Source organism: Bartonella sp. B1099, from assembly GCF_944801835.1.
GTDB lineage: Bacteria > Pseudomonadota > Alphaproteobacteria > Rhizobiales > Rhizobiaceae > Bartonella.
The window spans coordinates 800,726-824,725 of the sequence record NZ_CALYLN010000001.1 but is presented as its reverse complement, the minus strand read 5'-3'; the positions used below and the strand labels follow the sequence as shown (position 1 = coordinate 824,725).

The following is a 24,000-nucleotide window of genomic DNA, read 5'->3' as shown; positions in this document are numbered from 1 at the left end:
GCCCCTAAACACGAATAGGCATCAGTACATAGAGCACATCCGCATCATCATTATCACGAATCAGAGCTGGCGCTCCAGCTTCAGCCAACATAAAAACCATCTCATCGCTTGAAAGCTGCCCAGCAATATCCAAAAGATACCGTGAATTAAACCCTATCTCAAGTGGTTCAGATGTGTAAGTTACGGATAATTGATCTTCCGCACTGCCCGAATCAGGACTATTCACAACAAGCCTTAACTGTCCATGCTCAATCGTTAACTTAACTGCACGCCCCCGATCACTCGAAATCGTTGAAACACGATCAACCGCTGAAGAAAAATCCTGTCTATTAACAACTAATTCTTTATCATTTCCAAGAGGGATAACACGTTGATAATCTGGAAATGTTCCATCAATTAACTTTGATGTAAAAATCACAGAACCTACAGAAAAACGAATTTTTGTTTCTGAAAGCTCTATACATACATCACCATCATTTTCTTCTGAAAGAAGTTTTTGCAACTCTCCCACAGCTTTACGAGGAACAATAACACCGGGCATTCCTTCAATTCCCGAAGGCGCTCCCATCTCAACTTGTGCCAAACGATGACCATCCGTTGCCACCAAACGCAGTTTCAAAACATCATCATGAATAACATGGAAGTAAATACCATTAAGATAATAGCGGGTTTCTTCAGTAGAAATGGCAAATTGCGTACAATCAAGTAAATGTTTCAATCCTGAAGCCGATAGAGAAAAGCGATAACCAAACTGCCCAGGAAGTGACTCTGGAAAATCTGCCTTTGGAAGACATTGAAGTTGAAAATGCGCACAACCCGAAATAACGGACAGTGTACTCGATTGATTCTCATCGATGGCTAATACAACCTCATTGCCCTCAGGAAGTTTTCGAATGATATCATAAAGCAAATGTGCCGGAACAGTTGTTGCTCCGGCTTGTTCAACATTGACTGTAAAAGATTCTGTAACCTCTAAATCGAGATCTGTTGCCTTTAACTGCACATGACCATCTTCTGCATCAATCAGCACATTCGATAAAATAGGAACAGTATTACGGCGTTCTACCACACGGTGAACACGACCAAGAGACTTGAGAAATTGATTGCGATCCACTGTAATACGCATAAAAGCCCCGTATGATTTACCAAAAACGATAAGAATTCCTTAGAATTAAAATAACAGATCCTTGTTTAAAGAATCGCTTGCTAGAGTTTATTAAACCTCTTTTAAAATGGCAAGTCACTCCTGCATAAGAAAAAACAAATTCCTTCTTAAATCCCTTAAAGTTTCTTCAAAGAAAAAACGATAAACACTATACAGCCTGTTCTCCAATCAACCGCTTAAGCAATTCGAGCTCCTTGGCCAAGGTCTGATCACCACAAACCAAATCTTCAATTTTACGCACTGCGTGTAAAACTGTTGTATGATCACGTCCACCAAAACGACGACCAATTTCTGGCAACGAGCGAGGCGTTAATACTTTCGCTAGATACATCGCAACTTGCCGTGGCTTTACAACCGTCCGTGTTCGACGATTAGACAACAAGTCCTGTTTAGAAACATTATAATGGCGTGCTACCGTACGCTGAATTTCTTCAATCCGAATACGCTTAGGTTCACCTGGGCGTGTCAAGTGACCTAATAACTCATCAATCCGTTCTAAAGATAAATCAGACTCAAAAGATTGACGAAATAAGAGCTGGTTAAATGCACCTTCAATATCGCGCCCTGACCCTAAAACCGTTTTTGCAATATATTCCAAGACATCATCAGAAATTGATATCATGCCATCATCTTGCTGTGCCACCTTCAACCGCTGGCGCAACATTTGCAAACGCATTTCATAATCTGGTGCCTCAATTTCAAGGGCAACTCCTCCCTGAAGACGAGACCGAACGCGAAGATCAAGCGATTCTAATTCCGCTGGTGGACGATCTGCAGCGACAACAACCTGTTTTGCACTATCAAGCAACATATTAAGCAAATGGCAAAATTCATGTTGTATCGACTTACCTTGCAAAAACTGCATATCATCAATAATCAAAAGGTCGATATCGCGAAGCTGTTCTTTAAAAGAAAGAGCATCATTATCACGAATAGCTGTTGCAAAACGCCACATAAAATATTCAGCCGTTAAATAAATAACACGTGCAGATGTTAAACGCTTCAATGCAGAAGCAGCAATCGCTTGAAGCAAATGCGTTTTTCCTAAACCAACAGACGCGTGAATAAAAAGAGGATTAAAACGCAAAGCACTTTTATGCCCTTCTGCAATTGAACGCGCTGCCGCTAAAGCAACGCGATTAGATGCTCCCACAACAAAACTTTCAAAAGTATAGCGAGAATCAAGGGGAGACCCAAAAACTCCTGCTTGAGAACTTTTGGCTGAATGCTCTGCACAATTCTCAACAAAAGATGAAGTTGTCGGCTCCTCCAGCACAACAGAAGACGGACTTGTTTTACAAACAACATCTCTTGAAACGCGTTCCATACCGCGAACGATGACTTCAACACGAAGAATTGCTGAGTTCTCTTGTTTCCATAAATGAGTCAAAAGAGAACCATAGTGATTATTAATCCATGAACGTAAAAAAGCAGTAGGAACAGAAAGCTTTACAAGAGTATGACTATACTCAGCAAGTTTCACACGACCAAACCAACTGGTATAAGCTTCAACACCAACCTGCGCCTTTAATTGTGCCATAACACGTACAAAAGCCGCCGCACTCTCCTCCTCTGAAACAATAGAATGCCCTATAGAAGCATTTCTACAAACAACATCATCACTCTCTGTCATTCTATTCTTTATTATGTTCTCTGCCGACAGGATATTCACCGAAACCCTTTTAAAGGAACTAGCTTTAGAGTTCAATTTATCCACCATCTTCCATCCTGATAAAAATAAAATTTTGTCCTGCCAAACAGCTAAAATAAATCTAGCGAAGGCAAAACGCCCTACCCCAAATAAGATTACTCACCCTCCCCTAGGATAGCCTCATCACAACCCCACTAACAAAGATGACCAATAAGATTTACTTGCACTCATGATATGACCCACCCTTCTAAAATGGCAAACATACCAACTAAGAGAACTAAAAAACCATCAAAAAACCTATCCAACACAAAAGCTTTTTAAAAGCCTAAACCAAAGATTTTATATTCAACAAAATACAGGATAATGCGCTGATGTGACCCCTTCATGCTTTTTAGTCTTCATTAAGAACCATACAAAACAGCAGAGGTAAAATGCAAGAGGGCAAAATAAAATCAAAAGCTCTCAAAAAATGCTGTAAAAATGCTTATTTCAATGAGGAATGAGAAAAATAATTGATTCAATTCATTTTTTTTCTCTGAATTTACCAATCATTAAAGAATCTCTTCAGATTTAAAAAAAAAAATAAAATGCTTGACAAAAAAGACTCTGTAAAAATCCACAAAGCTTGTGGATAACCATACGCCCCCCTATAAACTTTCTCTCCTTTTTCAAGAGGAGAATCGTTATCGATTCTTGTTTTCAATAGAAACTGTTTGAAACAATAAATAAAAAGCCAGTACCCTTACGGGTACTAGCTTGATTCTGAATAAAATAAAAAAAGCTTAAACGCTGAGATCCTTTAAACGCTTCGCTAAACGCGATACTTTCCTCGCAGCAGTATTTTTATGAAAAACGCCTTTAGAAACCGCACGCATAATCTCAGGCTCAAAATTTTTAAATGCAACTTCTGCAGACGCCTTATCGCCCCCTGCTATAGCATCATCAAACTTACGCATAAAAGTACGAACGCGTGAACGGCGGGCCCTATTAACCTGTGTGCGTGCTGCAACCTTGCGCACCGCTTTTCGAGCAGAAGGTGTATTCGCCATAAATATAATCTCTCTTTCAACACCTTGGTAAAATGAGCCTTAATAATAACTCTACCAATGTAAACAAACCTAACTCAAGCAAAACTATAAAGCTGCCTATAATTCATGTGGCTTATAGCGCAATGTCAAAGCCAACGTCAATTAAATTTTCAAAGACAAACATAAAAAACGAAACCAAATTCTTTGATCCGCAACTTTATAGCTTAATCGTTTAAAGATATTCCTCAACGAACAAAGGCATTTAAACAGCTAGCTTACGCAAGACATATTGTAAAATTCCACCATGATGCAAATAATCTAGCTCATCTTCAGTATCAACACGGCATAATAATGGAACAGTTTTTACTGTACCATCAGAAAAAGTAATTGTCGCCACTGTCTTTTGACGAGGTTTCAAGTTATGAATCCCTTCAATTGTTACCTTTTCATCTCCCTTTAAGCCTAAAGATTTCCAACTTAACCCTTCCTCAAAGACAAAAGGAACAATCCCCATACCAACAAGATTAGAGCGATGAATCCTTTCAAAAGATTGCACAATCACCGCTTTGATACCAAGAAGATTAGTCCCCTTGGCGGCCCAATCGCGTGATGATCCATTGCCATATTCAATCCCCGCAAAAACAACGAGCGGAATACCTTCTTGTTTATACACCATCGCTGCATCGTAAATGGTTTGTTCTACTGCTGAGGGATAATGAACCGTATAACCGCCTTCTCGACCATTTTCTCCTAACATGAAATTACGAATGCGAATATTGGCAAAGGTCCCACGCACCATAACTTCATGATTCCCACGGCGCGTCCCATATTGATTAAAATCAGCAACATTAACACCATGATCCATTAAATATTTTCCAGCAGGAGAAGCTGCCTTAATAGAACCAGCAGGAGAAATATGATCTGTCGTGATTTTATCACCAAACAAACCTAAAATCCGCGCATCCTTAATATCTGGTAAGACATCAGGATTTTTCTGCATATCATCGAAATAAGGTGGATTACGGACATAGGTGGATTGCTCATCCCAAGAATAGGTAGACCCTGTGGGGATCTGAACTTTTTGCCAATTTTCATCTCCCTTAAAGACATCTGCATATTTTTCAGCAAAAACCTTACGCGTGACATTTTCTTCGATAAATGCCTGTATTTCTTGAGAAGTTGGCCAAATATCTCTCAAATAAATCGGTTGACCATTTGAATCTTCACCAAGAGGCTCTTTGGTTAAATCTTTACACACCGTCCCGACCAGTGCATGGGCAACAACTAACGGGGGTGAAGCTAAATAATTCGCTTGCACATCAGGGGAAACACGCCCTTCAAAATTACGATTTCCTGAAAGAACTGCAGCTGCAATAATACCATTGTCATTAATCGTTTTGGAAATAGCTGGGTGCAAAGGGCCAGAATTCCCAATACATGTTGTGCATCCAAACCCCACTAAGTTAAATCCTAATGCATCTAAATCTTTTTGCAGACCCGAATTTTTAAGGTAAGCTTCAACAACTTGTGAACCAGGTGCAAGAGAAGTTTTTACCCATGGTTTGCTTTTGAGACCCTTTGCCACCGCATTTCGTGCCAAAAGACCTGCTGCAATAAGAACACTTGGATTTGATGTATTGGTACAGGAAGTAATCGCAGCAATCACCACATCACCATGACTCAGCGTATATTCTTCACCTTCAACTGGATAATGCTCATCTTGTCCTGAAGTTTTCTTATAGTCTTCAACCAATGCCTTCTTAAAACCTTGTCCAACATTTTCCAATGCAATACGCCCTTCCGGACGTTTAGGACCAGCCATAGAAGGAACAACAGTTCCCATATCTAATTCAATTGTATCGCTAAAAACGGGATGAGCCACCCTTTCGTCATGCCACATCCCTTGTGCTTTGGAGTAAGCCTCGACTAAGGCAATCCGATTTTCATCACGCCCTGTCATGTTGAGATAACGCACTGTCTCCTTATCAATTGGAAAAAAGCCACAGGTTGCTCCATATTCAGGTGCCATATTCCCAATCGTCGCCCGATCAGCAAGCGTCATATGCTCCAAACCAGGGCCAAAAAATTCAACAAATTTACCAACAACGCCCTTTTGGCGGAGCATTTGAGTCACCGTTAACACGAGATCGGTGGCTGTGACACCTTCTTTAAGTCTCCCTGTTAGGCGAAAACCAATCACTTCAGGTAATAACATAGAGACAGGTTGTCCTAACATTGCCGCTTCAGCTTCAATACCGCCAACCCCCCAACCTAAAACACCCAAACCATTGACCATCGTCGTATGCGAATCAGTTCCTACACAAGTATCAGGATAAACCGTCTCTCCCCTCTCTTCATTCTTCATCCACACGCATTGTGCTAAATATTCGAGGTTAACCTGATGACAAATCCCTGTGCCTGGAGGAACGACACGAAAATTTTGAAAGGCTTGTTGCCCCCATTTCAGAAAACGATAACGCTCACCATTGCGTTCATATTCATGCTCAACATTTTCCTTAAAGGCCATGGGAGTGCCAAAATCATCAACAATAACTGAGTGATCAATAACAAGATCAACGGGGATGAGAGGATTAATTTTTTCAGCGTTTCCACCAAGTTTTACCATAGCATCACGCATTGCAGAAAGATCAACAACAGCCGGAACACCCGTAAAATCTTGCATAAGAACACGTGCAGGACGGTAGGCGATTTCTGCTCCTGCGCTCCCTTTGTCGCTTAACCACTTAGAAACACTGAGGATATCTTCCTTTTTAACTGTGCGACCATCTTCAAAGCGCAATAAATTTTCGAGAATAACTTTCATCGAAAACGGTAAACGCGAAATGCCTTCAAGCCCATTCTTCTCCGCTTCGATTAAGCTATAATAAGTATATTCTTTGCCACCAACCTTTAATGTTCTGCGACAATTAAAGCTATCAATGTGAGTCATGACTGTCCACCCTCATACTATAAACCACCCAATTTCCAGGAATGAACAACACAAACTACGAGTCAAGGTCGCAGCTTGAGCGCAGACGCAATTACCTCCGCCATCCATTTCCCCCTCCACCTTTCACAGGTAAATGCGGAAATCAGCGCCAAAAACCATTCTACACCAGATCTTGATGTAACACCTCCCTTATAGAACTATTTCTAGAACTATTCTAGGGACAATTGCATAAAAAAACGTGTTTTTTTATGCAATAATGCAATAAAGAATAGGAAAATATAAAAATAGGCAATCACATGGTGTTATCAGGCAAAGATTTAGCAGCTTACAGAAACGGGGAAATTCTGTTCAAAGGTCTTTCTTTTCATTTATTTCCACGGCAACTGATGACCATCACCGGACCAAATGGAATCGGAAAATCTACATTACTGCGAATCATTGTCGGTCTTCTTGAAGCTGCTGAAGGCCATATCGTCCTTAAAGACGATGAACAAAGATACCCTGTTGCCACTGCGTGCCATTATCTCGGATCTCAAAATGCCATGAAACCTTTCTTATCTGTCATTGATAATTTGCAATTTTGGGCAGAGCTTTATGGACAGCCTCTATACTCCCCCTATGAAGCCCTTGCCGATATTGGTCTTTCTGATCTTGAATATTTACCCTTTAACACACTGTCAACTGGGCAACAAAGGCGTGTCGCTCTTGCTCGTCTTTTGCTCTCCTATCGCCCTATTTGGATTTTAGATGAACCAATATCAGGACTTGATAGCCATGCTCACAAACGCCTTGCTCGTATTTTTCAGCGCCATCTCAATCAAGGGGGTATGATTATTGCCGCAACTCATAATTCCTTAGGTATTCCAGAAAACCATACAATCGCTCTAGAAAAATTTTTACCTTTCTAGGAGAGAATAAAATGAAAGCACTGTTCTGGCGTGATCTTAAACTATTATTAGCGCCACAAACCTCTTCGCTAACAGGACTATTGTTCTTCATCACTGTTGTGGTCATAACTCCCTTTGCCATTGGACCAGATCCAAAAATTCTTGCACAAATAGGGCCAGGGATATTGTGGTTTGGAGCCCTTCTCGCAGGACTCCTCAACCTGAACAAACTTTTTCAAATCGATCGTGATGATGGTAATCTCGACCAATTTATCCTTTCAGGACAAAGACAAAGTTTTACATTGATCGTCTTTACCAAATGCATCGCCCATTGGGTAGGTACGATGCTTCCTCTCATTTTTACCACGCCTATTTTAGCTCTCATGCTCCACTTAGATGTCACGATAACTTTTACAACAATACTTACCCTTTTATGCGGAACACCAGCTATTATTTTTATTGGCGCCATAGGAGCGGCACTTGCAAGCTCATTGTTACATAGCACTCTTCTTATTTTTATCATTATCTTGCCGTGGATCATTCCAATTATGATTTTTGGCGTTTCAGCGGCGACAGCTCCAACAAATCCAAATGCCTCTTTTCTCACTTCCTTAGCTCTTCTTAGCGCTTTTTCACTTTTTTTGAGTCTCTTTAGCTCTTTTGTTGCCTCTCTAACGCTCAAGATTTTATCCGAATAGTAAAAGATGATTGCCGCATAGAAAAATTCTGCCTATTATAAATTTCATGAATGAACCATCTCACGCACATAAAATGAGATCACTCCCTGCAAGTTTTTCCCGTTTTATGAAAATAAGTAAAATCATTTTACCATGGCTCGCCAGCATAACGTTATGTCTTCTGATCTTAGGGCTTATTCTAGTGATGCATTCACCAGACGACTATCAACAGGGTATGACTGTTAAGATTATGTATCTCCATGTCCCTTTCGCGTGGTTGTCTACATTCTGTTATATAACGATGAGTGCAGCAGCATTCGGAAATTTGATTTGGAAATATCATCTTGCTGATGTGGCTCTTAAATGTGGGGCGCCCATGGGAGCAATTTTTACCGCTTTGGCCCTCATGACAGGAGCGCTTTGGGGGCGCCCTACCTGGGGAACATGGTGGGTATGGGATGCACGATTAACATCGGTTTTAATCCTGCTTTTTATCTACCTTGCCATTATCTTGCTTGGACGTGCTTTTGACAATCAAGTAAAAGCTGCTCGTGCGACTTCAATTCTTACCCTTGTTGGTTTTGTTAATATCCCTATTATTAAGTTTTCCGTTAATTGGTGGAATACATTGCATCAACCAGCCTCCTTGTTACGTGCTGGAGGACCAACAATCGACAAGGCTATGTTATGGCCCCTTATAACCATGTTATTTTGTTTCGTCTTTATGTTTATTGTGCTCTATTTGATGGCTATGCGAAATGAAATCAATAGCCGTTATATCAAAATACTTCAGATTAAAAAATCCCGTCGTGCACAACAACAGGACTCTTCATCATGCTTGACCTAAATGACATCCACAGCGGACTTTTAGGAAACCTGTCTTTGAAAATCGATTTTTTCCTTGGTACCCTTAAACACAAGCAAATTGTTGTTTTAAGCTATACACTTTCTGCAATATCCCTCCTCTGTCTTATTGGCTATATTCTTTGCAAAGCTTTCTACCAAAAAAAAATTCTCCAACAGCTAAACAAAAAAGAAATGTCAAAAAAAGAAAAATACAATGAAGAACATCCCTCCAAAACTTAAAAAAAATATATCTTTGCCTGTTTTGTTTGTTCTTTTTGGACCATTTGTGCTTTTTCTTCTTCTCATGGTGTTTTTTTTCAACTTTATGCATAAAAAACACCCGCAAGATCCTTCTCTTCTCCCAAATGCATTGGCTGGGAAACCAGCCCCTGATATACACCTTCCTCTTCTTGATCAGGAAAATTATCTTCATTCAAAACAGTTTAAAGGACGTGTCACATTGGTCAATTTTTGGGGTTCTTGGTGTTTACCCTGTCGTGAAGAGCATCCTCTTCTTATGAAAATTGCACAAGATAAACGTTTTGATCTAATTGGTATTAATTATAAGGATAACAAAGCAAACGCCCTGCGTTTTTTAAATCGTTTTGGTAATCCTTTTAAATTGATTGGCTTTGATGTTTCAGGATATACAGCCATTGACTGGGGGGTATATGGACCACCAGAAACCTTTCTCTTAAATAAAGAGAGCATCATTATTGCCAAACATGTTGGTCCCTTAACATGGCAAATTTATCAAAAAAAGATCCTCCCCAAAATTGAACAAGCAATCATGACAGAAGAAAAAATGAAATATCAACATATTGATTTATAAATGTAATTTATCATTTCTCTCTATTCAATGAAAACACCAAGTACTATGAGATTTTTTCACATCTTCTTATGTTGAATCAAAAAAATATCTTAGAAAAAACTAAAAATGCCTTTTTGTACATTTTTCAAATAGAAGTGTCATGAACAACGTTTTAAATTGAAAAATACGGTCATGCAGACTTATAAAAAGATAAAATTTTAACAGGATTACTATTATTGATTCAAACACACATGTGAAAAGATATCTGTAGAAAAAACACCTAAAAAATGACAAATCCGTTCCCTCGCAGTGTCATTTTTCTATTTATGCCCTATACACCCCCTCTGTTCGTAAGAGTTTTCATAAGGTTCATATTGAGTCTTTTTTATACGTTCTTATTCTCTCGATAATTCCTCTTATGATCATAACCAATGATCTTTTTTGACTCTTAAATAAGACAAATTCGAGTAAGAAAATATGACTATAGTCAAAAAGAAGCCCTTTCGAGAAAAGAAAGTATCTTTTACAGGGCTTCTCTTTTTAAAAAGGCATATCGAGTGAATAGTGATTTCAACAGAAAGATCATTGGCATACATCGAAAAATGCTAAGGAAAGAAATATTCAAGAGCTTCATATGAGCTTATGCTTTAAGTTTTTATAGCGCGAATAAAATGGGCTTTATCATTTTTATGAAGTTGATTATATTTTTTCTTCCAAAAATTCTTGCGGTGTAAAACGATATGTTTTTGAGCAAAATTCACATGTCACTGAAATATATTTATTTTTAACCATTTTATTGCGTTCATCAATCGGGAAGCCTTCTAGGATTCCTTTGATTTTTTCACGCGAACAAGAACATTGATCAACAAGAGAAAAAGGATTAAAAACTCTCACACCTTGTTCATGAAAAAGACGGAATAAGAGCTGCTTACTCCCGACTTTGGGATCTGTTAATTCTGAACTCTCAATCGTTGCCATGAGTATTTTAGCTTCTTGCCATTGGTTATCTAATTGGGTTTTGGATTTTGTTTCTTCTCGCTTTTGATGATGGGACGATGCTTGGGGCAAAAATTGAGTCAAAATACCTCCAGCTCGCCAGCTTTTCTGCGGTTTTCCTTGGTTGTCACGATTGATTAATATAGCAACAGCCAAACGGATATCGGTAGGAATTTGCTCTGATTGATCAAAATAAATACGAGCAGCTTCTTGTAAATTTGATCCATCTAATGCCACTATCCCTTGATAGGGTTGCATGTGGGACCCTTGGTCAATCGTGAAAGCTAAAGTGCCTTTTCCTAAAAGTGTTTCTGAAAACGTTTGATCATTGTCTATAGCTTGGTTAAGCTGTTCTTTATCAAAACGGGCGTATCCACGTAAACTGGAAGGAGGAGAAAAATCACACACTAACATATTAACCGGCCCATCGGAATGGGTTTGTAAAATAAATTTTCCCGTAAGCTTGAGAGAGGTTCCAAGCAGAACAGTTATAAGTAAAGCCTCTGCCAGAAGATATGAAACTGGTTCAGGATATTGGTGTCTGTTAAGAATAGAATTCAAAGTCTCCCCAAGTTGTACGGCACGTCCACGGATATCAAGTTCTTCGACTTGAAAAGGAATCACACTATCATCTTCATGCAAAGAGATATGGTTGAAAGAGGCTTCATCTTTAGCTTGTTCACTCATGGCTTTGCCTTTTATTATAATCTGTTATAGGGAAACTATTGTGGAGAGAAAAACGCATCTTGTAAACACCAAGAAAGAATTGCTTTTTGAGCATGAAGACGATTTTCAGCCTCATCGAAAACAACGGAGTGCGGCCCATCAATCACAGTATCGACAACTTCTTCCCCACGATGAGCAGGAAGACAATGCATAAAAAGAGCATCAGGTTTTGCTAATTTCATGAGCGCTTCATTGACTTGATAAGGCTGAAAAATAGAACGGCTGCGAGCACGAAATTCTTGTCCCATGGAAACCCATGTATCGGTCATAATACAATCAGCACCTTGAGCCGCTTTTTGGGGATTATGAGTTAGCGTAAGATGTGCTCCCCGTTCACGTGCCCAATCTATAAATTTTTCTTGTGGTTCACTACCCTTTGGAGTGGCAATACGCAAATGAAAATCAAAAAGAGCCGCCGCCTCAATCAAAGAATGAAGCACATTATTCCCATCCCCCATCCAAGTAAATATTTTGCCCGTAATTGACCCTCGATGTTCTTCATAGGTTAAAATATCTGCTAGAACTTGGCAAGGATGTGTATCATCTGTAAGGGCATTAATGACAGGAATTTGTGCATATTGCGCTAATTCAAGCATGCGTTGATGTTTTGTTGTTCGCAATATTACGATATCCACAAAACGCGATAAAACGCGTGCCGTGTCAGCTATGGTTTCGCTATGACCAAGTTGCATTTCTGAACCCGTAAGCATAATTGTATCTCCCCCAAGCTGGCGCATACTAATATCGAATGAAATACGGGTTCGTGTAGATGGTTTTTCAAAAATCATCGCAAGTGTTTTGCCCTTAAAAGGTTTTGAACCTTTCCCTCGTTTAAAAGATGCTTTAAGTTTTTTTGCATATTCGATCAGTGCGCGTGCTATTTCTGGCGTTAAAACAGATAAGTCCGTGAAATGACGAAGAACATTTGTCATGTGTGTGATATTAGTCTTTCTTTGTTTACAGAAAGATGAGCAACTGCTTTTTCAATACGATGCAAACTTTCATCTATTTCTTCTTCCCTAATGATAAGAGGAGGCAATAAGCGCACAACGTTGTTGTTAGCTGCAACACTTAAGAGATATTCATTGTCCAAAGCATTAATGACAAGATTTGCAGGAACAACACACTGAATGCCCACCATAAGGCCCATCCCCTGAACGGCGCAGATAATATCAGGATAGATATTGAGAATATGCAAAAGTCCACTTTTCAGCCTATCCCCCATGTTTTGCACATGGTTAAGAAAACTTGGCTCTAATAGAACATCAAGAACACTATTTCCTACAGCCATTCCAAGAAGGTTTCCTCCAAAGGTTGAACCATGGGTCCCAGGTATCATACTTTTTGCAACTTTATCCGTTGCAAGGCAAGCGCCTAAGGGAAATCCTCCTCCTAATCCTTTTGCGAGGGTAAGAATATCAGGTGTGACATCACTCCATTCATAAGCAAAAAGCTTTCCTGTTCGTCCCATGCCCGTTTGGACTTCATCAAAAATCAACAATAGATCATTATCATCGCATATTTTACGCAAAAATTTTAAATATTCATGAGAAACCGTTCGTATTCCTCCTTCTCCTTGAATAGGTTCAATAAGAATAGCAGCAGTATTTTTATGAATAGCGTTACACAAAGCGATTTCATCACAAAAAGGGACTTGAATAAATCCACCCGCTTTAGGTCCAAAGCCTTCAAGATATTTTTCATGCCCAGTCGCAGCCAGTGCTGCAAGTGTCCGTCCATGAAATGCCCCTTCAAAAGTAATTATTTCAATGCGTGATGGATAACCCGCAGCATAATAATAATGACGTGCCGTTTTGAAGGCGCATTCCAATGCTTCAGTGCCTGAATTGCAGAAAAAAACCTTATCCGCAAAACTATTTGCACAAAGCCGCGTAGCAAAAGCTGTTTGTTCAGGAGACTGAAAAAGATTGGAAACATGCCAAAGTTTTTCAGCTTGTCCTTTGAGCGTATCAACTAATTTAGGATGGGCATACCCTAATGCATTAACAGCAATGCCAGATGTGAAATCGAGATAATGTTCTCCTTTATCCGAAATAAGCCATACCCCACGCCCCTGTTCAAAATGCAAATTTCGTCGCGCAAAACATTCATAAAGTGGTTGTATAGAGATGGCATCCATCATAATTCCCTTTATATTTTAACCTTTTCAATATATATACAAAGAAACACGACAAATAAAACAACATGATACATTTCATTCCGGTGCTTTCAACATTTCACTCGATTAATGGTTACACCTATGGAATAGATCATTACACCAATTGAAAAAAAGTCAATGAAGGTTCTACAAATAAGCATTTTGGGAAAAAAACCTTAAACAAAAGAGAATGTTTAACCTATGATTGATTTGCAAGTTGGGGAAAACATTCTAAATAAACTTTTCAAGAGGCAAAGACTCTTGTCATAGAGTGAGTGCATATTGTAATTTACACTATCGTTAAGCAAGATGATGTGTTTTGATTTGTAAGTTCCACAAGTTGGATGATTTTCTTATGCTCACTTAGAGTATAAAATTCTTTCATTCAGCGCATTGAAAACATTATTGAAACATTTGAAGATGCAAAGGGGAAGCATCTCAGTGGCGTTATCGGAATGGAGTGCTGATATGGGTTGGACATGTGAACGCGTTGAGCTTCTTAAAAAGCTTTGGAGTGAAGGGTTAAGTGCAAGTCAAATTGCTGCCCAATTAGGTGGGGTCAGCAGAAATGCAGTCATCGGCAAAGTGCATCGATTGAAGTTGCCAGGGCGTGGTAAGACAGCACAAGGAAGCACGCGTGCGCAAAAAACTTCCGCAAATAACCCATCATCTCCACGTGTGCGTCGCAACACATCCACAGTATCGCCAGTAAACACATCATCTATCAACGTTGAAGAAACAGCTTTAAAGACAGAGTTTGTAGCAGAAGATGTTAAAGAAGTTGATATGTCCGCAAAATCTAATGTCGTGGTGCCTATATCACGGCAACTTAATCTGTTACAATTGAGTGAAAATACATGTAGATGGCCGGTTGGCGATCCATTATCAGCCGATTTTCATTTTTGTGGGGCCGATTCTGATGAAAATAGTCCCTATTGTGCTTTTCATGCTAAGCTAGCATTTCAGCCCATATCTGAAAGACGGCGAATAAGAGTATAATATCTGCCGATATAATTTCATATTATGTACTTTTTGCACCTCATAATTAAATCTCAATGATAGAATTATTATAAAAAAGAGGTTTGTTGAGGTTTTTAATGAATGAAAACGTTTCTTCATGAAAATATTCAACGATTATAAATCTATGCTCTTCTTTATTTTCACGATTCTCTTTAATTTAGTTGTATCGTTTTTGAAATTATCCATAGGAGTATGTTTTGAATAATGCAGTTTCCCAATCTATTATGTTTTTATTCCTCGTGTTTTAATAGCGTACTATCGTGGTTGATAAAAATAATTTATCGTTTGGCAACCTGAGTAAAAACCACGAATATATATCTCTTATTTTAAGCTCTCTTATATTGAATCAATCAACACTTTTGGTTTGCGCGTCACGTGCAAAAGGGCCCCATGTAGAGTAAAAATATTTAAAGAAAAACATACCTCTTATACCCCCTCTCAAGTTTCAAGAGTTTTGCAATATGAGGGGCTAGAAAAATGTGTGATGGTGCCGGCTTGCACTTTTATTAAGCGTAAAGATAGAGGTTATATAATCAATTTTATACGCTTCATGGAGGTTACTATTTCATGCGCTCTATCACAGAATAAGCTTGAAATTATTAAGAGATATTTCTCTAAAATAAGCACGTGAATATGTACCATAAGCGTATTTTGTTTGAGGCGTGCTGTTTTGCTATGAGGAACCTGCCCTCAAAAGACATGCGATAAACAAAAGTGTGAAACAATGCGTAGTGCGTAAACGAATAGTCTTTATAAAAAATTAAAATAAGGAAATATTGCATTCAAGTCTCTTATGCAATAGACGAAAATAATAAATTAATATGTTATGATGCCTCTTCTACGATCTATAATATACGGGATCTTTTGAAATTAATATTGAACCTGAAACGACTACAATAGCATCACATTTCTTTTCCCGACACAAAACGACGCAACCAAACATAAAGCGCACCCTCACCGCCATGCTGGCGCGCTGCTTGCTCAAATGCATGAACATAATATCGAAAAGCTGGTGTTGATAACCAATAAGGAACAAATCTATACAAAGCCCCATCACTCCCAATGGATCGTCCTTTTCCTGTAATCACAAGGACGTAACGCAATCCACTCTGTTGAGAGGATTGTAGAAATTTTTTTAAGAAAAAATAAGCTTCTTCCTGCATATAACCGTGAAGATCAAGACGCGCCTCAAGAGGATAACGACCTTGGGAAATTTTACGATGTGCAACATGATCAAAGAAATGAATCTTATGCGCTTGTGTAAGGGCTCTCTTTTCTTTTTTAATAATTGTTGAGCGTTGTTGATTTTCCTGAATCCCTAGAGGGGTTTGAGTTATGCACTGTTTCTTATCAGTAATATTTGCAATATCTTCTGAAATAGAAGAGAGCCTCTTATTATGAAGCGGTGTTATTGTGCGACAAACCTTCTCCCATAAAAGGCGATCTTGTGAAGTTAATAAATCTCTTTTTTGTCTCCATTTACTTGAGGACATTTCAATTTCTCATAAATTATTGAGTAATTATGGAAGAAAAAATACTTTAATTTTCATCCTCTGTAGCAAAAAGCTTCCAGTTTGGGTCCGATGATAGGCTATTGCGAACAAAAGTCCAAATATCTCTAATTTCTACGATAGCATCGGGATCACCGTCTATACGCTCGCCCTGTTCATTATAAGTAACAGAAATCATCTCACTGATAATACGTATCGTTAAAAGTTCATTCTTTTCTTGTATTGCCGCTGCAACAAACTCAATTTTATTAATTCCAACAAAAGTAAACTCTATTTTTTCTTTGTTTTTTTCTCGTTGCTCAATAGCAGCACAAAAGCTCTCAAAAACATCCTGACAAAGCAAATTTTTAAGTTGACTGCGATCACCTTTGGCAAAAGCTGTTACAATCATTTCATAAGCAATTTGTGCACCTTTTATAAAAGATTGAGGAGAAAAATGAGAATCAATTCTACGCAGTGCACGCAAATTTTCATTCAAAATACTCCCCTCTGGTGCAATCTCATCAATTTCACTAAAATCGCCTTTTTGTAAATTTTTTTGATGAGGGAACGAAACAATATTATCCGTCGTTTCTGTCTCAGCTTGTTTTTTAGAGCGACGTGAATAAGGATCAAAGGGAGGCTTTTCAAACCCAATTCGCTTCCCTAATACACTACGGAGTTGCACAAAAATAACAACCATAACAACAAGAGCGATGACAAGTATAACGTCAAATTCCATGGGCGCTGTCAATCTCCAAGCTTTAAGTCTGTAATAAACATTGCAGTCAATATCATTTATCAATAAATATGTAAAATAGAGAAGCCTACCATTCAAATATTTTTGTAGATTTTATATAAGGAGTGCTTGTAAGAATTTCTCCCCGCCTCTTCCAGAAGGAAATTTTCATGTGATAAAACTTTATTCTATAAATCCTCGTTTTTTTGTCGTTGTCTTTCTCTGCATTCTTTTAATTGAGATCGCTGGTTTTATTTTTGTTGGTCAAGAAATTGGCATTCTGGCAACTTTGAGTTTGGTTATTCTCACAACCATAGTTGGGGTTGTTTTATTGCGAATTCAAGGGATTAGCCTTTTAAAAAACATACAAAATGAACTTATCCAAGGACGCACATTAGAAAACAATATTATTCATGATTCTTTCATCATGTTGAGTGCGATTTTGCTTATTCTCCCCGGTTTTGTAAGTGATCTCTTGGGAATATTACTTCTTATTAAGCCAATTCGCTCTGTTGCTTGGCATTTCTTTTCATCATTTAAAAACACAATGAATGCCAATACGAAAAACAAAAATGACTCTGAAAAAATCATTGATCTTAACGCTGAAGATTACAAAGTTCATGATACGACAGAATCTCCCTGGCGCAAAAATGATGATAACCATTGAAAGTCTTAAAAGAATCTGTAACGAACGAAAAAAATAATCAAGATAAAGAGCGCATTCCTTGCAACCTTTTGCAAGGCGTGATAACCAATTCGATCTTTAGATCTAAAATAAATACATATTATAAATGAGAGAGGTTCGTCGTATGGCCGAAGGTGAAATGAACAACAGTGGTGGAGAGCCAGTTTTTGCAGTATTAACGCAATATTTAAAAGACTTATCATTCGAGAACCCAGGTGCTCCTCATTCATTGCGTGTGCGTGAAAAATCACCACAAATTGATATCAATATTAATGTCAATGCTAACCCAATTGGTGATGATAATTATGATGTTGTCTTGTCTCTCTCCGTCAAAGCCAATGATAACACTGAAACCTTATTTCATGTAGAACTGATTTATGGGGGTGTTTTTCACCTTAAAAACATTCCACAAGAACATGTTATGCCACTGGTCTTTATTGAATGTCCCCGTCTTTTATTTCCATTTGCTCGCCAAATTATATCTGATGCTACTCAAAACGGTGGTTTTCCGCCTTTGTGGATTGATCCTATTGATTTTGCAGCCCTCTTCCAAAAGCGTCTCGCTGAAGAACAAAAAGACAATCAAATACAGCCTTCTTAAAAATTTGTTCTTTTGCTATCATAAAGCCCTTTAATATATTATTGGTATATTAGGGGCTTTTTTCCTTTAGACGACCTTTGCCGCATGATAAGCTGCAAGCATTGCAATATTGACAACATCTGTATCGCTTCCACTAAACGGTACAATTTGAACAGATTTTTCCAATCCAATTAAAATAGGACCGATGATGGTTGCTCCTCCAAGTTCTTGTAACATTTTGCTTGCAATAGAAGATGCGTGATAGCTAGGCATAACCAAAATATTAGCGGGCTCTGTTAATCCCATAAATGGATATTGCTGCATCAATTTGGAATTAAGCGCTACATCAGCACTCATTTCTCCATCAAATTCAAAATCAACTTTGCGTTCATGCAAAATATTAATCGCATCCTGAATTTGTTGTGTAACCTTCCCTTTCATATAACCAAACGTAGAAAACGCTAAAAATGCAACTTTTGGCTGATATCCAAATCCACGCACAAACGAAGCGGTTTGTTCCGCTATATCCGCTAATTCTTCAGCATTAGGATTTTCATAAACAGCAGTATCCGCAATAAACACAGTTCGATCACGGCAAATAGCCATTGAAATACCAATCAATCGTTCTTTTGGTTTTTCATCAATTGCTCGACGTATATCAACCAGCGCTGTTTCATAATTGCGTGTCACCCCTGTAACCATTGCATCCGCATCTCCTAGTGCCACCATACATGCAGCAAAATAATTTCGATCATTATTGATACGGCGATGACAATCACGCAACAGCCAGCCTTGACGCTGCATCTTTTTATAAAGATAATTCGCATAAGCATCTGTACGACAGGAAAGCTTAGCATTCATCACTGAAATACCTTCACGCTCCAGATCAATTCCAGCGATAACAGCCGTTTCTCTCACTTGCTCTTCGCGACCAACCAAAATTGCTTGTCCTAATTTTTGATGAACATAGGAAACAGCAGCCCGCATGACTTGCTCTTCTTCACCTTCTGCAAAAACAATTTGTTTTGGTGCTTGACGAACATGGTTATACACTCCACGCATCACTGAAGAAGTAGGATTACGTCTCGCATTCAAATCGCGCTCATAGGCTTCTAAATCATCTATGTTCTTTTGTGCAACACCACTTTCCATTGCTGCTTTTGCTACCGCACTTGAAACAACCGTCAACAAACGCGGATCAAAAGGAACAGGAATGATATAATTAGGACCAAATTTTAATCGCTTTCCATGATAGGCTTCTGCAACACTGTCAGGAACTTCCTCATGCGCTAAATTAGCAAGGGCCCTTGCCGCAGCAATCTTCATATCTTCATTAATAACCGTTGCGCGCACATCAAGCGCACCACGAAATATATAAGGAAAACAGAGAACGTTATTAATCTGATTTGGATAATCGGAACGCCCTGTTGCGACAATGGCATCCTGACGTACTTCTAAAACCTCTTCCGGCGTAATTTCTGGATCGGGATTAGCCATAGCAAAAATAATTGGCTGCGGCGCCATAGATTTTACCATTTCAGGAGTCAGTGCACCTTTAGCAGAAACCCCGAAAAATATATCTGCCCCTTCCATTGCTTCCATAAGCGTACGTTTATCCGTTCGAACAGCATGCGCCGATTTCCATTGATTCATGCCCTCTTTACGACCTTCATAAACCACACCCTTCGTATCACAGAGGATGATATTTTCAGAACGAAAACCCATCGCTTTAATCAGTTCAATACAAGCAATCCCAGCAGAACCAGCACCATTACAGACTAACCGCGTATTTTGCATATCGCGTCCTGTTAAAGCCAAAGCATTGAGAACACCAGCAGCCACAATGATTGCTGTACCATGTTGATCATCGTGAAAAACAGGAATATTCATCACTTCGCGTAGACGACTTTCAATCATAAAGCACTCAGGCGCCTTAATGTCTTCAAGATTAATTCCACCAAAAGAGGGTTCTAAATGACGCACCAAATTGATAAAATTTTCCGTATCGTTGATATTAATTTCTAAATCTATGGAATCAATATCCGCAAAACGCTTAAATAACACTGCTTTACCTTCCATGACCGGCTTAGAGGCAAGAGCACCTAAATTTCCTAATCCTAAGATAGCGGTACCATTTGAAATAACAGCAACAAGATTGCCTTTTGCTGTATAGTCATAAGCGAGCGCTGGATTTTGAGCAATTGCCTTAACGGGAACCGCAACACCTGGTGAATAAGCAAGGGCTAAATCATGCTGTGTTGCCATAGACTTTGTTGCAACAATCTCAAGCTTTCCTGGTCGACCACGACTATGAAAATCAAGAGCTTCTCGTTCGCTCGCACTGTAAACTGTTTGAGACATTTTCTGATCCTGATCGCTCTTTTTCATCTCACTTTATTTTCTCCAAAAACAGTGTAAATTTTGCTTGATAATGCTTATAGTCATTCAATTTGATTCATATGTTAGAAATCGCTATTCTTTAGCCTTAGCAAATCTGATGATGCGTTTCAATTTAGAGATAAATAAATATCGAAGTAAACAAAAAAGAGTAAATGCTTCACTGAAAAGGAACAGGCCACGTAGAAATGGATAAAAAAAACGACCATAAAAATAATTTAATTCCACAGCCTGCTTCCTCTCAAGAACGTCTTACACCTATGATGGAGCAATACATAGAAATCAAAGCTGTCCATCATGATTCCCTTCTTTTTTACCGAATGGGAGATTTTTATGAATTATTTTTTAATGATGCAATTGAAGCTGCTCAGGCTTTAGGAATCACACTCACAGCACGCGGAAAACATTTAGGGCAAGATATTCCTATGTGTGGTGTTCCCGTTCATGCTGCAGATGATTATTTACAAAAATTGATTGCTTGTGGTTATCGCGTTGCTGTTTGTGAACAAACAGAAGATCCTGCTGAGGCAAAAAAACGCGGCTCAAAATCTGTTGTTCGGCGTGATGTTGTTCGCCTTGTAACCCCTGGAACAATAACAGAAGAAAAACTCCTTGATCCAACACGCGCAAATTATTTGATGGCACTTTCTCGGGTAAAAACCGTTGATGGAGAAGAGTTTGCCCTTTCTTGGATTGATATCTCAACAGGCATATTTCGTGTAACTGAAAGCCGCCAAGAAAAACTTTTAGCCGATATTATGCGTGTCGATCCACAAGAAATCATTGTTGCTGATTCCTTTTTTCATGATCAATCGCACAAATCACTTTTTAATGTTCTTGATCGTATCGTTTCACCTCAACCGGCGTGTCTTTTTGATACCCTCACTGCTGAACGCGATATTTGCACTTATTTTAAACTTTCAACGCTTGAAGGTGTTGCCGATTATTCACGCTGTGAACTCTCTGCAATCGTAGCTGCTATTCGTTATATCGAAAAAACACAAATCACGCATCGTCCCCCCCTCATGCAACCTGAGCGCCAAAATGAAAGCGCTACCCTTTTTATTGATGCTGCAACCAGACTAAGCCTTGAGCTTATTCGAACAACATCAGGTCAACGGGATGGAAGCTTATTAAAAGCTATTGATCGCACTGTAACAGGAGGAGGATCTCGCCTTCTCATCGATCGCCTGATTGCTCCTCTTACCATCCCTTCTGCTATTGATACGCGTTTGGATTCTATCGATTTTTTTCTCCGTAATCCTTCTCTTGCAGAAGCGATAAAACTCACTTTAAAAGGGGGACCAGATATGCCCCGCGCCGTTTCACGTTTGGCTCTTGGACGAGGAGGCCCCCGTGATATGGCAACGATTCAACGCGGCTTTGAAATCATTCGTGAAATTCATCAGCTTCTTAATAATGAGCTCCTGCCTCAAGAAATAAGTGATATACAACAGGTGTTTTCAAATCTACCCGTTGCTTTACATTGCCATTTAGACCAAGCATTGGCTGATGATCTGCCACTGCTTAAACGTGATGGTGGTTTTATTCGTTCCAATTATCATCAAGAGCTCGATGAAATGCGTGCCTTACGGGATGAATCACGCCGTGTCATTGCTGAACTTCAAGCGCAATATGCCCAAGAAACAGATATTAAGACGCTTAAAATAAAGCATAATAATATTCTAGGCTATTTCATTGAAGTCACCAGTACACAAGCATCTGCCCTTACAAATGATCCACAAGCTAAAGCACGCTTTATTCATCGGCAAACAATGGCAAATGCTATGCGTTTTACAACAACAGAGCTTGCTGATCTTGAAAGTCGTATTGCCCATGCTGCAAACCACGCCTTGACACTTGAACTGGAAATCTTTGATACGCTTGTTCAGGAAATTATCAAACACGTTGATTTTATTCGTAAAGCCGCTGAAGCCCTTGCTATTTTAGATGTCTCTGTCGCTTTAGCACATCTTGCTGAAGAACAAGGATATTGCCGCCCTAAAGTTGATCATTCACTAACCTTTCATATCACCGCAGGTCGCCATCCTGTGGTTGAGCAAGCACTCCGAAAACAAGCAGCCGAACCCTTTGTTGCCAATCATTGTGATCTCTCTGTGCAAGAAAATCAGCAATATGCAGCAATCTGGCTTTTAACAGGACCTAATATGGGAGGAAAATCAACTTTTTTGCGGCAAAATGCTCTTATTGCGATTATGGCGCAAATGGGATCCTTTGTTCCAGCAACTTCAGCACATATTGGCGTTGTTGATCGCCTGTTTAGTCGTGTTGGGGCTTCCGATGATCTTGCACGGGGACGCTCAACTTTTATGATGGAAATGGTTGAAACGGCAACGATTCTTAATCATGCCAGCCACCATTCCCTTGTTATTCTTGATGAAATAGGACGTGGAACATCAACCTTTGATGGACTTTCCATTGCTTGGGCTGCCGTTGAATATCTCCATGAAGTTAACCATTGTCGTGCTATTCTCGCTACCCATTTTCATGAAATGACAGCATTGACCGAAAAACTTGACAGACTGCATAATGTAACCATGAAAGTTAAAAATTGGGATGGTGATGTGGTTTTTCTCCATGAGGTCACACCAGGAGCCGCTGACCGATCCTATGGTGTACAAGTTGCAAAGCTTGCTGGGCTTCCTCCAGCTGTTATTTCACGAGCAACAGATGTCCTCCTTCAATTAGAACAAGGTGAAATGGCTGGAAAAGGACATAAACTCATTGATGATTTACCGCTCTTTTCACTTAAAGCAACCTCTCCTCTCAATGAAAAAAGCAACAAACATGATGCACTTCACGAAGCTTTAAAAAATATTCATCCCGATGAGCTCTCCCCTAAACAAGCTTTAGAAGCAATTTATCATCTCAAACAACTGGAAAAAAATCCTTTATAGGCCAATAAACACTGTATTTTTTCTTGATTGTTCTGATGCATATTAGATTTTACACACTATTATCACCTTTTCATGCAAAATCTGTTAAAAAGCATTAAATGGATATAAAGAAAGCAAATGTATAGACATTTCCTCAAACCAATTGTTTATTTTCTTGTAAAATCCAACAATCATAGCACTGTATTTTTACTTCTCTCTCAAAACCTTATGTATCCTATGCATCCTGGTTTAAAATATTTTTCCAGAGCCAGGTAAAATAATCAGCTTGGAATATTA

General features: G+C 39.0%; 19 protein-coding genes. 9 read left to right on the top strand and 10 right to left on the bottom strand.

All coding sequences use genetic code 11. From position 1 onward, the window contains the following. Positions 1-4 precede the first annotated feature (4 nt). The 4 genes from dnaN to acnA all read right to left on the bottom strand — a co-directional run bounded on the left by dnaN (position 5) and on the right by acnA (position 6,794). Positions 5-1,126, bottom strand: coding sequence for a DNA polymerase III subunit beta (gene dnaN / locus NNJ73_RS03530; RefSeq protein ID WP_254492744.1), 1,122 nt, complete (start codon positions 1,124-1,126; stop codon positions 5-7). A 187-nt stretch (positions 1,127-1,313) separates the two neighbouring features. After that, complete coding sequence (gene dnaA / locus NNJ73_RS03525) at positions 1,314-2,885, bottom strand: chromosomal replication initiator protein DnaA (protein WP_254492743.1); 1,572 nt, start codon at positions 2,883-2,885, stop codon at positions 1,314-1,316. 713 nt (positions 2,886-3,598) lie between these two features. Then, positions 3,599-3,865: a 30S ribosomal protein S20 gene (gene rpsT, locus NNJ73_RS03520; protein ID WP_139412681.1), complete on the bottom strand. Its 267-nt coding sequence runs from the start codon at positions 3,863-3,865 to the stop codon at positions 3,599-3,601. A 241-nt stretch (positions 3,866-4,106) separates the two neighbouring features. Beyond that, complete coding sequence (gene acnA, locus NNJ73_RS03515) at positions 4,107-6,794, bottom strand: aconitate hydratase AcnA (RefSeq protein ID WP_254492742.1); 2,688 nt, start codon at positions 6,792-6,794, stop codon at positions 4,107-4,109. Positions 6,795-7,090: 296 nt separating this feature from the next. Here acnA and ccmA point away from each other — a divergent pair, with 296 nt between their 5' ends. The 5 genes from ccmA to NNJ73_RS03490 are packed head-to-tail and all read left to right on the top strand — an operon-like array spanning position 7,091 to position 10,036. Then, positions 7,091-7,702: a heme ABC exporter ATP-binding protein CcmA gene (gene ccmA / locus NNJ73_RS03510; protein WP_254492741.1), complete on the top strand. Its 612-nt coding sequence runs from the start codon at positions 7,091-7,093 to the stop codon at positions 7,700-7,702. Positions 7,703-7,713: 11 nt separating this feature from the next. Next, positions 7,714-8,379, top strand: coding sequence for a heme exporter protein CcmB (gene ccmB / locus NNJ73_RS03505; RefSeq protein WP_254492740.1), 666 nt, complete (start codon positions 7,714-7,716; stop codon positions 8,377-8,379). Between the two features lie 46 nt (positions 8,380-8,425). Next, positions 8,426-9,205 carry a heme ABC transporter permease gene (locus NNJ73_RS03500; RefSeq protein WP_254492739.1) on the top strand — a complete coding sequence of 260 codons (780 nt, stop codon included), beginning with the start codon at positions 8,426-8,428 and terminating at the stop codon, positions 9,203-9,205. Next, the gene (locus NNJ73_RS03495) at positions 9,193-9,444 is read left to right on the top strand and encodes a hypothetical protein (protein ID WP_254492738.1); all 252 of its coding nucleotides are present in this window, start codon (positions 9,193-9,195) and stop codon (positions 9,442-9,444) included. Before NNJ73_RS03500 ends, NNJ73_RS03495 begins: the two co-directional genes overlap by 13 nt. Beyond that, positions 9,419-10,036 (top strand): DsbE family thiol:disulfide interchange protein, encoded by a 618-nt coding sequence (locus NNJ73_RS03490; RefSeq protein WP_254492737.1) that lies wholly within the window; start codon positions 9,419-9,421, stop codon positions 10,034-10,036. Before NNJ73_RS03495 ends, NNJ73_RS03490 begins: the two co-directional genes overlap by 26 nt. A gap of 678 nt (positions 10,037-10,714) precedes the next feature. Here the strand turns inward: NNJ73_RS03490 and NNJ73_RS03485 are convergent. The 3 genes from NNJ73_RS03485 to NNJ73_RS03475 are packed head-to-tail and all read right to left on the bottom strand — an operon-like array spanning position 10,715 to position 13,877. Further along, a complete protein-coding gene (locus NNJ73_RS03485; RefSeq protein ID WP_254492736.1) occupies positions 10,715-11,698 on the bottom strand; it encodes an Hsp33 family molecular chaperone in 984 nt (327 codons plus the stop codon). Between the two features lie 35 nt (positions 11,699-11,733). Next, positions 11,734-12,669: an ornithine carbamoyltransferase gene (gene argF / locus NNJ73_RS03480; protein WP_254492735.1), complete on the bottom strand. Its 936-nt coding sequence runs from the start codon at positions 12,667-12,669 to the stop codon at positions 11,734-11,736. Beyond that, on the bottom strand, positions 12,666-13,877 hold the full coding sequence (locus NNJ73_RS03475; protein ID WP_254493203.1) for an aspartate aminotransferase family protein: 1,212 nt from the start codon (positions 13,875-13,877) through the stop codon (positions 12,666-12,668). The genes argF and NNJ73_RS03475 overlap by 4 nt, the downstream gene beginning before the upstream one ends. A 486-nt stretch (positions 13,878-14,363) precedes the next feature. On the opposite strand from NNJ73_RS03475, the gene NNJ73_RS03470 reads away from it, so the two are divergent. Beyond that, positions 14,364-14,894, top strand: a complete 531-nt coding sequence (locus tag NNJ73_RS03470) for a GcrA family cell cycle regulator (protein ID WP_254493201.1) — start codon at positions 14,364-14,366, stop codon at positions 14,892-14,894. Between the two features lie 923 nt (positions 14,895-15,817). Here NNJ73_RS03470 and NNJ73_RS03465 read toward each other — a convergent pair. Further along, positions 15,818-16,408: a Smr/MutS family protein gene (locus NNJ73_RS03465; protein ID WP_254492734.1), complete on the bottom strand. Its 591-nt coding sequence runs from the start codon at positions 16,406-16,408 to the stop codon at positions 15,818-15,820. A gap of 46 nt (positions 16,409-16,454) precedes the next feature. Continuing rightward, positions 16,455-17,147 carry a Tim44/TimA family putative adaptor protein gene (locus tag NNJ73_RS03460; RefSeq protein WP_254493200.1) on the bottom strand — a complete coding sequence of 231 codons (693 nt, stop codon included), beginning with the start codon at positions 17,145-17,147 and terminating at the stop codon, positions 16,455-16,457. Positions 17,148-17,316: 169 nt separating this feature from the next. On the opposite strand from NNJ73_RS03460, the gene NNJ73_RS03455 reads away from it, so the two are divergent. Continuing rightward, the gene (locus NNJ73_RS03455; RefSeq protein WP_254492733.1) at positions 17,317-17,811 is read left to right on the top strand and encodes an FxsA family protein; all 495 of its coding nucleotides are present in this window, start codon (positions 17,317-17,319) and stop codon (positions 17,809-17,811) included. Positions 17,812-17,953: 142 nt separating this feature from the next. Next, positions 17,954-18,430: a protein-export chaperone SecB gene (gene secB / locus NNJ73_RS03450; protein ID WP_254492732.1), complete on the top strand. Its 477-nt coding sequence runs from the start codon at positions 17,954-17,956 to the stop codon at positions 18,428-18,430. Positions 18,431-18,496: 66 nt separating this feature from the next. Here the strand turns inward: secB and NNJ73_RS03445 are convergent, their stop codons facing one another. Then, a complete protein-coding gene (locus tag NNJ73_RS03445) occupies positions 18,497-20,797 on the bottom strand; it encodes an NADP-dependent malic enzyme (protein WP_254492731.1) in 2,301 nt (766 codons plus the stop codon). 197 nt (positions 20,798-20,994) lie between these two features. Between NNJ73_RS03445 and mutS the strand changes: the two genes are divergently transcribed. Then, positions 20,995-23,724: a DNA mismatch repair protein MutS gene (mutS, locus tag NNJ73_RS03440; RefSeq protein ID WP_254492730.1), complete on the top strand. Its 2,730-nt coding sequence runs from the start codon at positions 20,995-20,997 to the stop codon at positions 23,722-23,724. Positions 23,725-24,000 lie beyond the last annotated feature (276 nt).

Coding starts and splice junctions, on each gene's coding strand:
- dnaN (WP_254492744.1), bottom strand. CDS start 1,126: ATGCGTATTACAGTGGATCGCAATCAATTTCTCAAGTCTCTTGGTCGT.
- dnaA (WP_254492743.1), bottom strand. CDS start 2,885: ATGGTGGATAAATTGAACTCTAAAGCTAGTTCCTTTAAAAGGGTTTCG.
- rpsT (WP_139412681.1), bottom strand. CDS start 3,865: ATGGCGAATACACCTTCTGCTCGAAAAGCGGTGCGCAAGGTTGCAGCA.
- acnA (WP_254492742.1), bottom strand. CDS start 6,794: ATGACTCACATTGATAGCTTTAATTGTCGCAGAACATTAAAGGTTGGT.
- ccmA (WP_254492741.1), top strand. CDS start 7,091: ATGGTGTTATCAGGCAAAGATTTAGCAGCTTACAGAAACGGGGAAATT.
- ccmB (WP_254492740.1), top strand. CDS start 7,714: ATGAAAGCACTGTTCTGGCGTGATCTTAAACTATTATTAGCGCCACAA.
- NNJ73_RS03500 (WP_254492739.1), top strand. CDS start 8,426: ATGAATGAACCATCTCACGCACATAAAATGAGATCACTCCCTGCAAGT.
- NNJ73_RS03495 (WP_254492738.1), top strand. CDS start 9,193: ATGCTTGACCTAAATGACATCCACAGCGGACTTTTAGGAAACCTGTCT.
- NNJ73_RS03490 (WP_254492737.1), top strand. CDS start 9,419: ATGAAGAACATCCCTCCAAAACTTAAAAAAAATATATCTTTGCCTGTT.
- NNJ73_RS03485 (WP_254492736.1), bottom strand. CDS start 11,698: ATGAGTGAACAAGCTAAAGATGAAGCCTCTTTCAACCATATCTCTTTG.
- argF (WP_254492735.1), bottom strand. CDS start 12,669: ATGACAAATGTTCTTCGTCATTTCACGGACTTATCTGTTTTAACGCCA.
- NNJ73_RS03475 (WP_254493203.1), bottom strand. CDS start 13,877: ATGGATGCCATCTCTATACAACCACTTTATGAATGTTTTGCGCGACGA.
- NNJ73_RS03470 (WP_254493201.1), top strand. CDS start 14,364: ATGGGTTGGACATGTGAACGCGTTGAGCTTCTTAAAAAGCTTTGGAGT.
- NNJ73_RS03465 (WP_254492734.1), bottom strand. CDS start 16,408: ATGTCCTCAAGTAAATGGAGACAAAAAAGAGATTTATTAACTTCACAA.
- NNJ73_RS03460 (WP_254493200.1), bottom strand. CDS start 17,147: ATGGAATTTGACGTTATACTTGTCATCGCTCTTGTTGTTATGGTTGTT.
- secB (WP_254492732.1), top strand. CDS start 17,954: ATGGCCGAAGGTGAAATGAACAACAGTGGTGGAGAGCCAGTTTTTGCA.
- NNJ73_RS03445 (WP_254492731.1), bottom strand. CDS start 20,797: ATGAAAAAGAGCGATCAGGATCAGAAAATGTCTCAAACAGTTTACAGT.
- mutS (WP_254492730.1), top strand. CDS start 20,995: ATGGATAAAAAAAACGACCATAAAAATAATTTAATTCCACAGCCTGCT.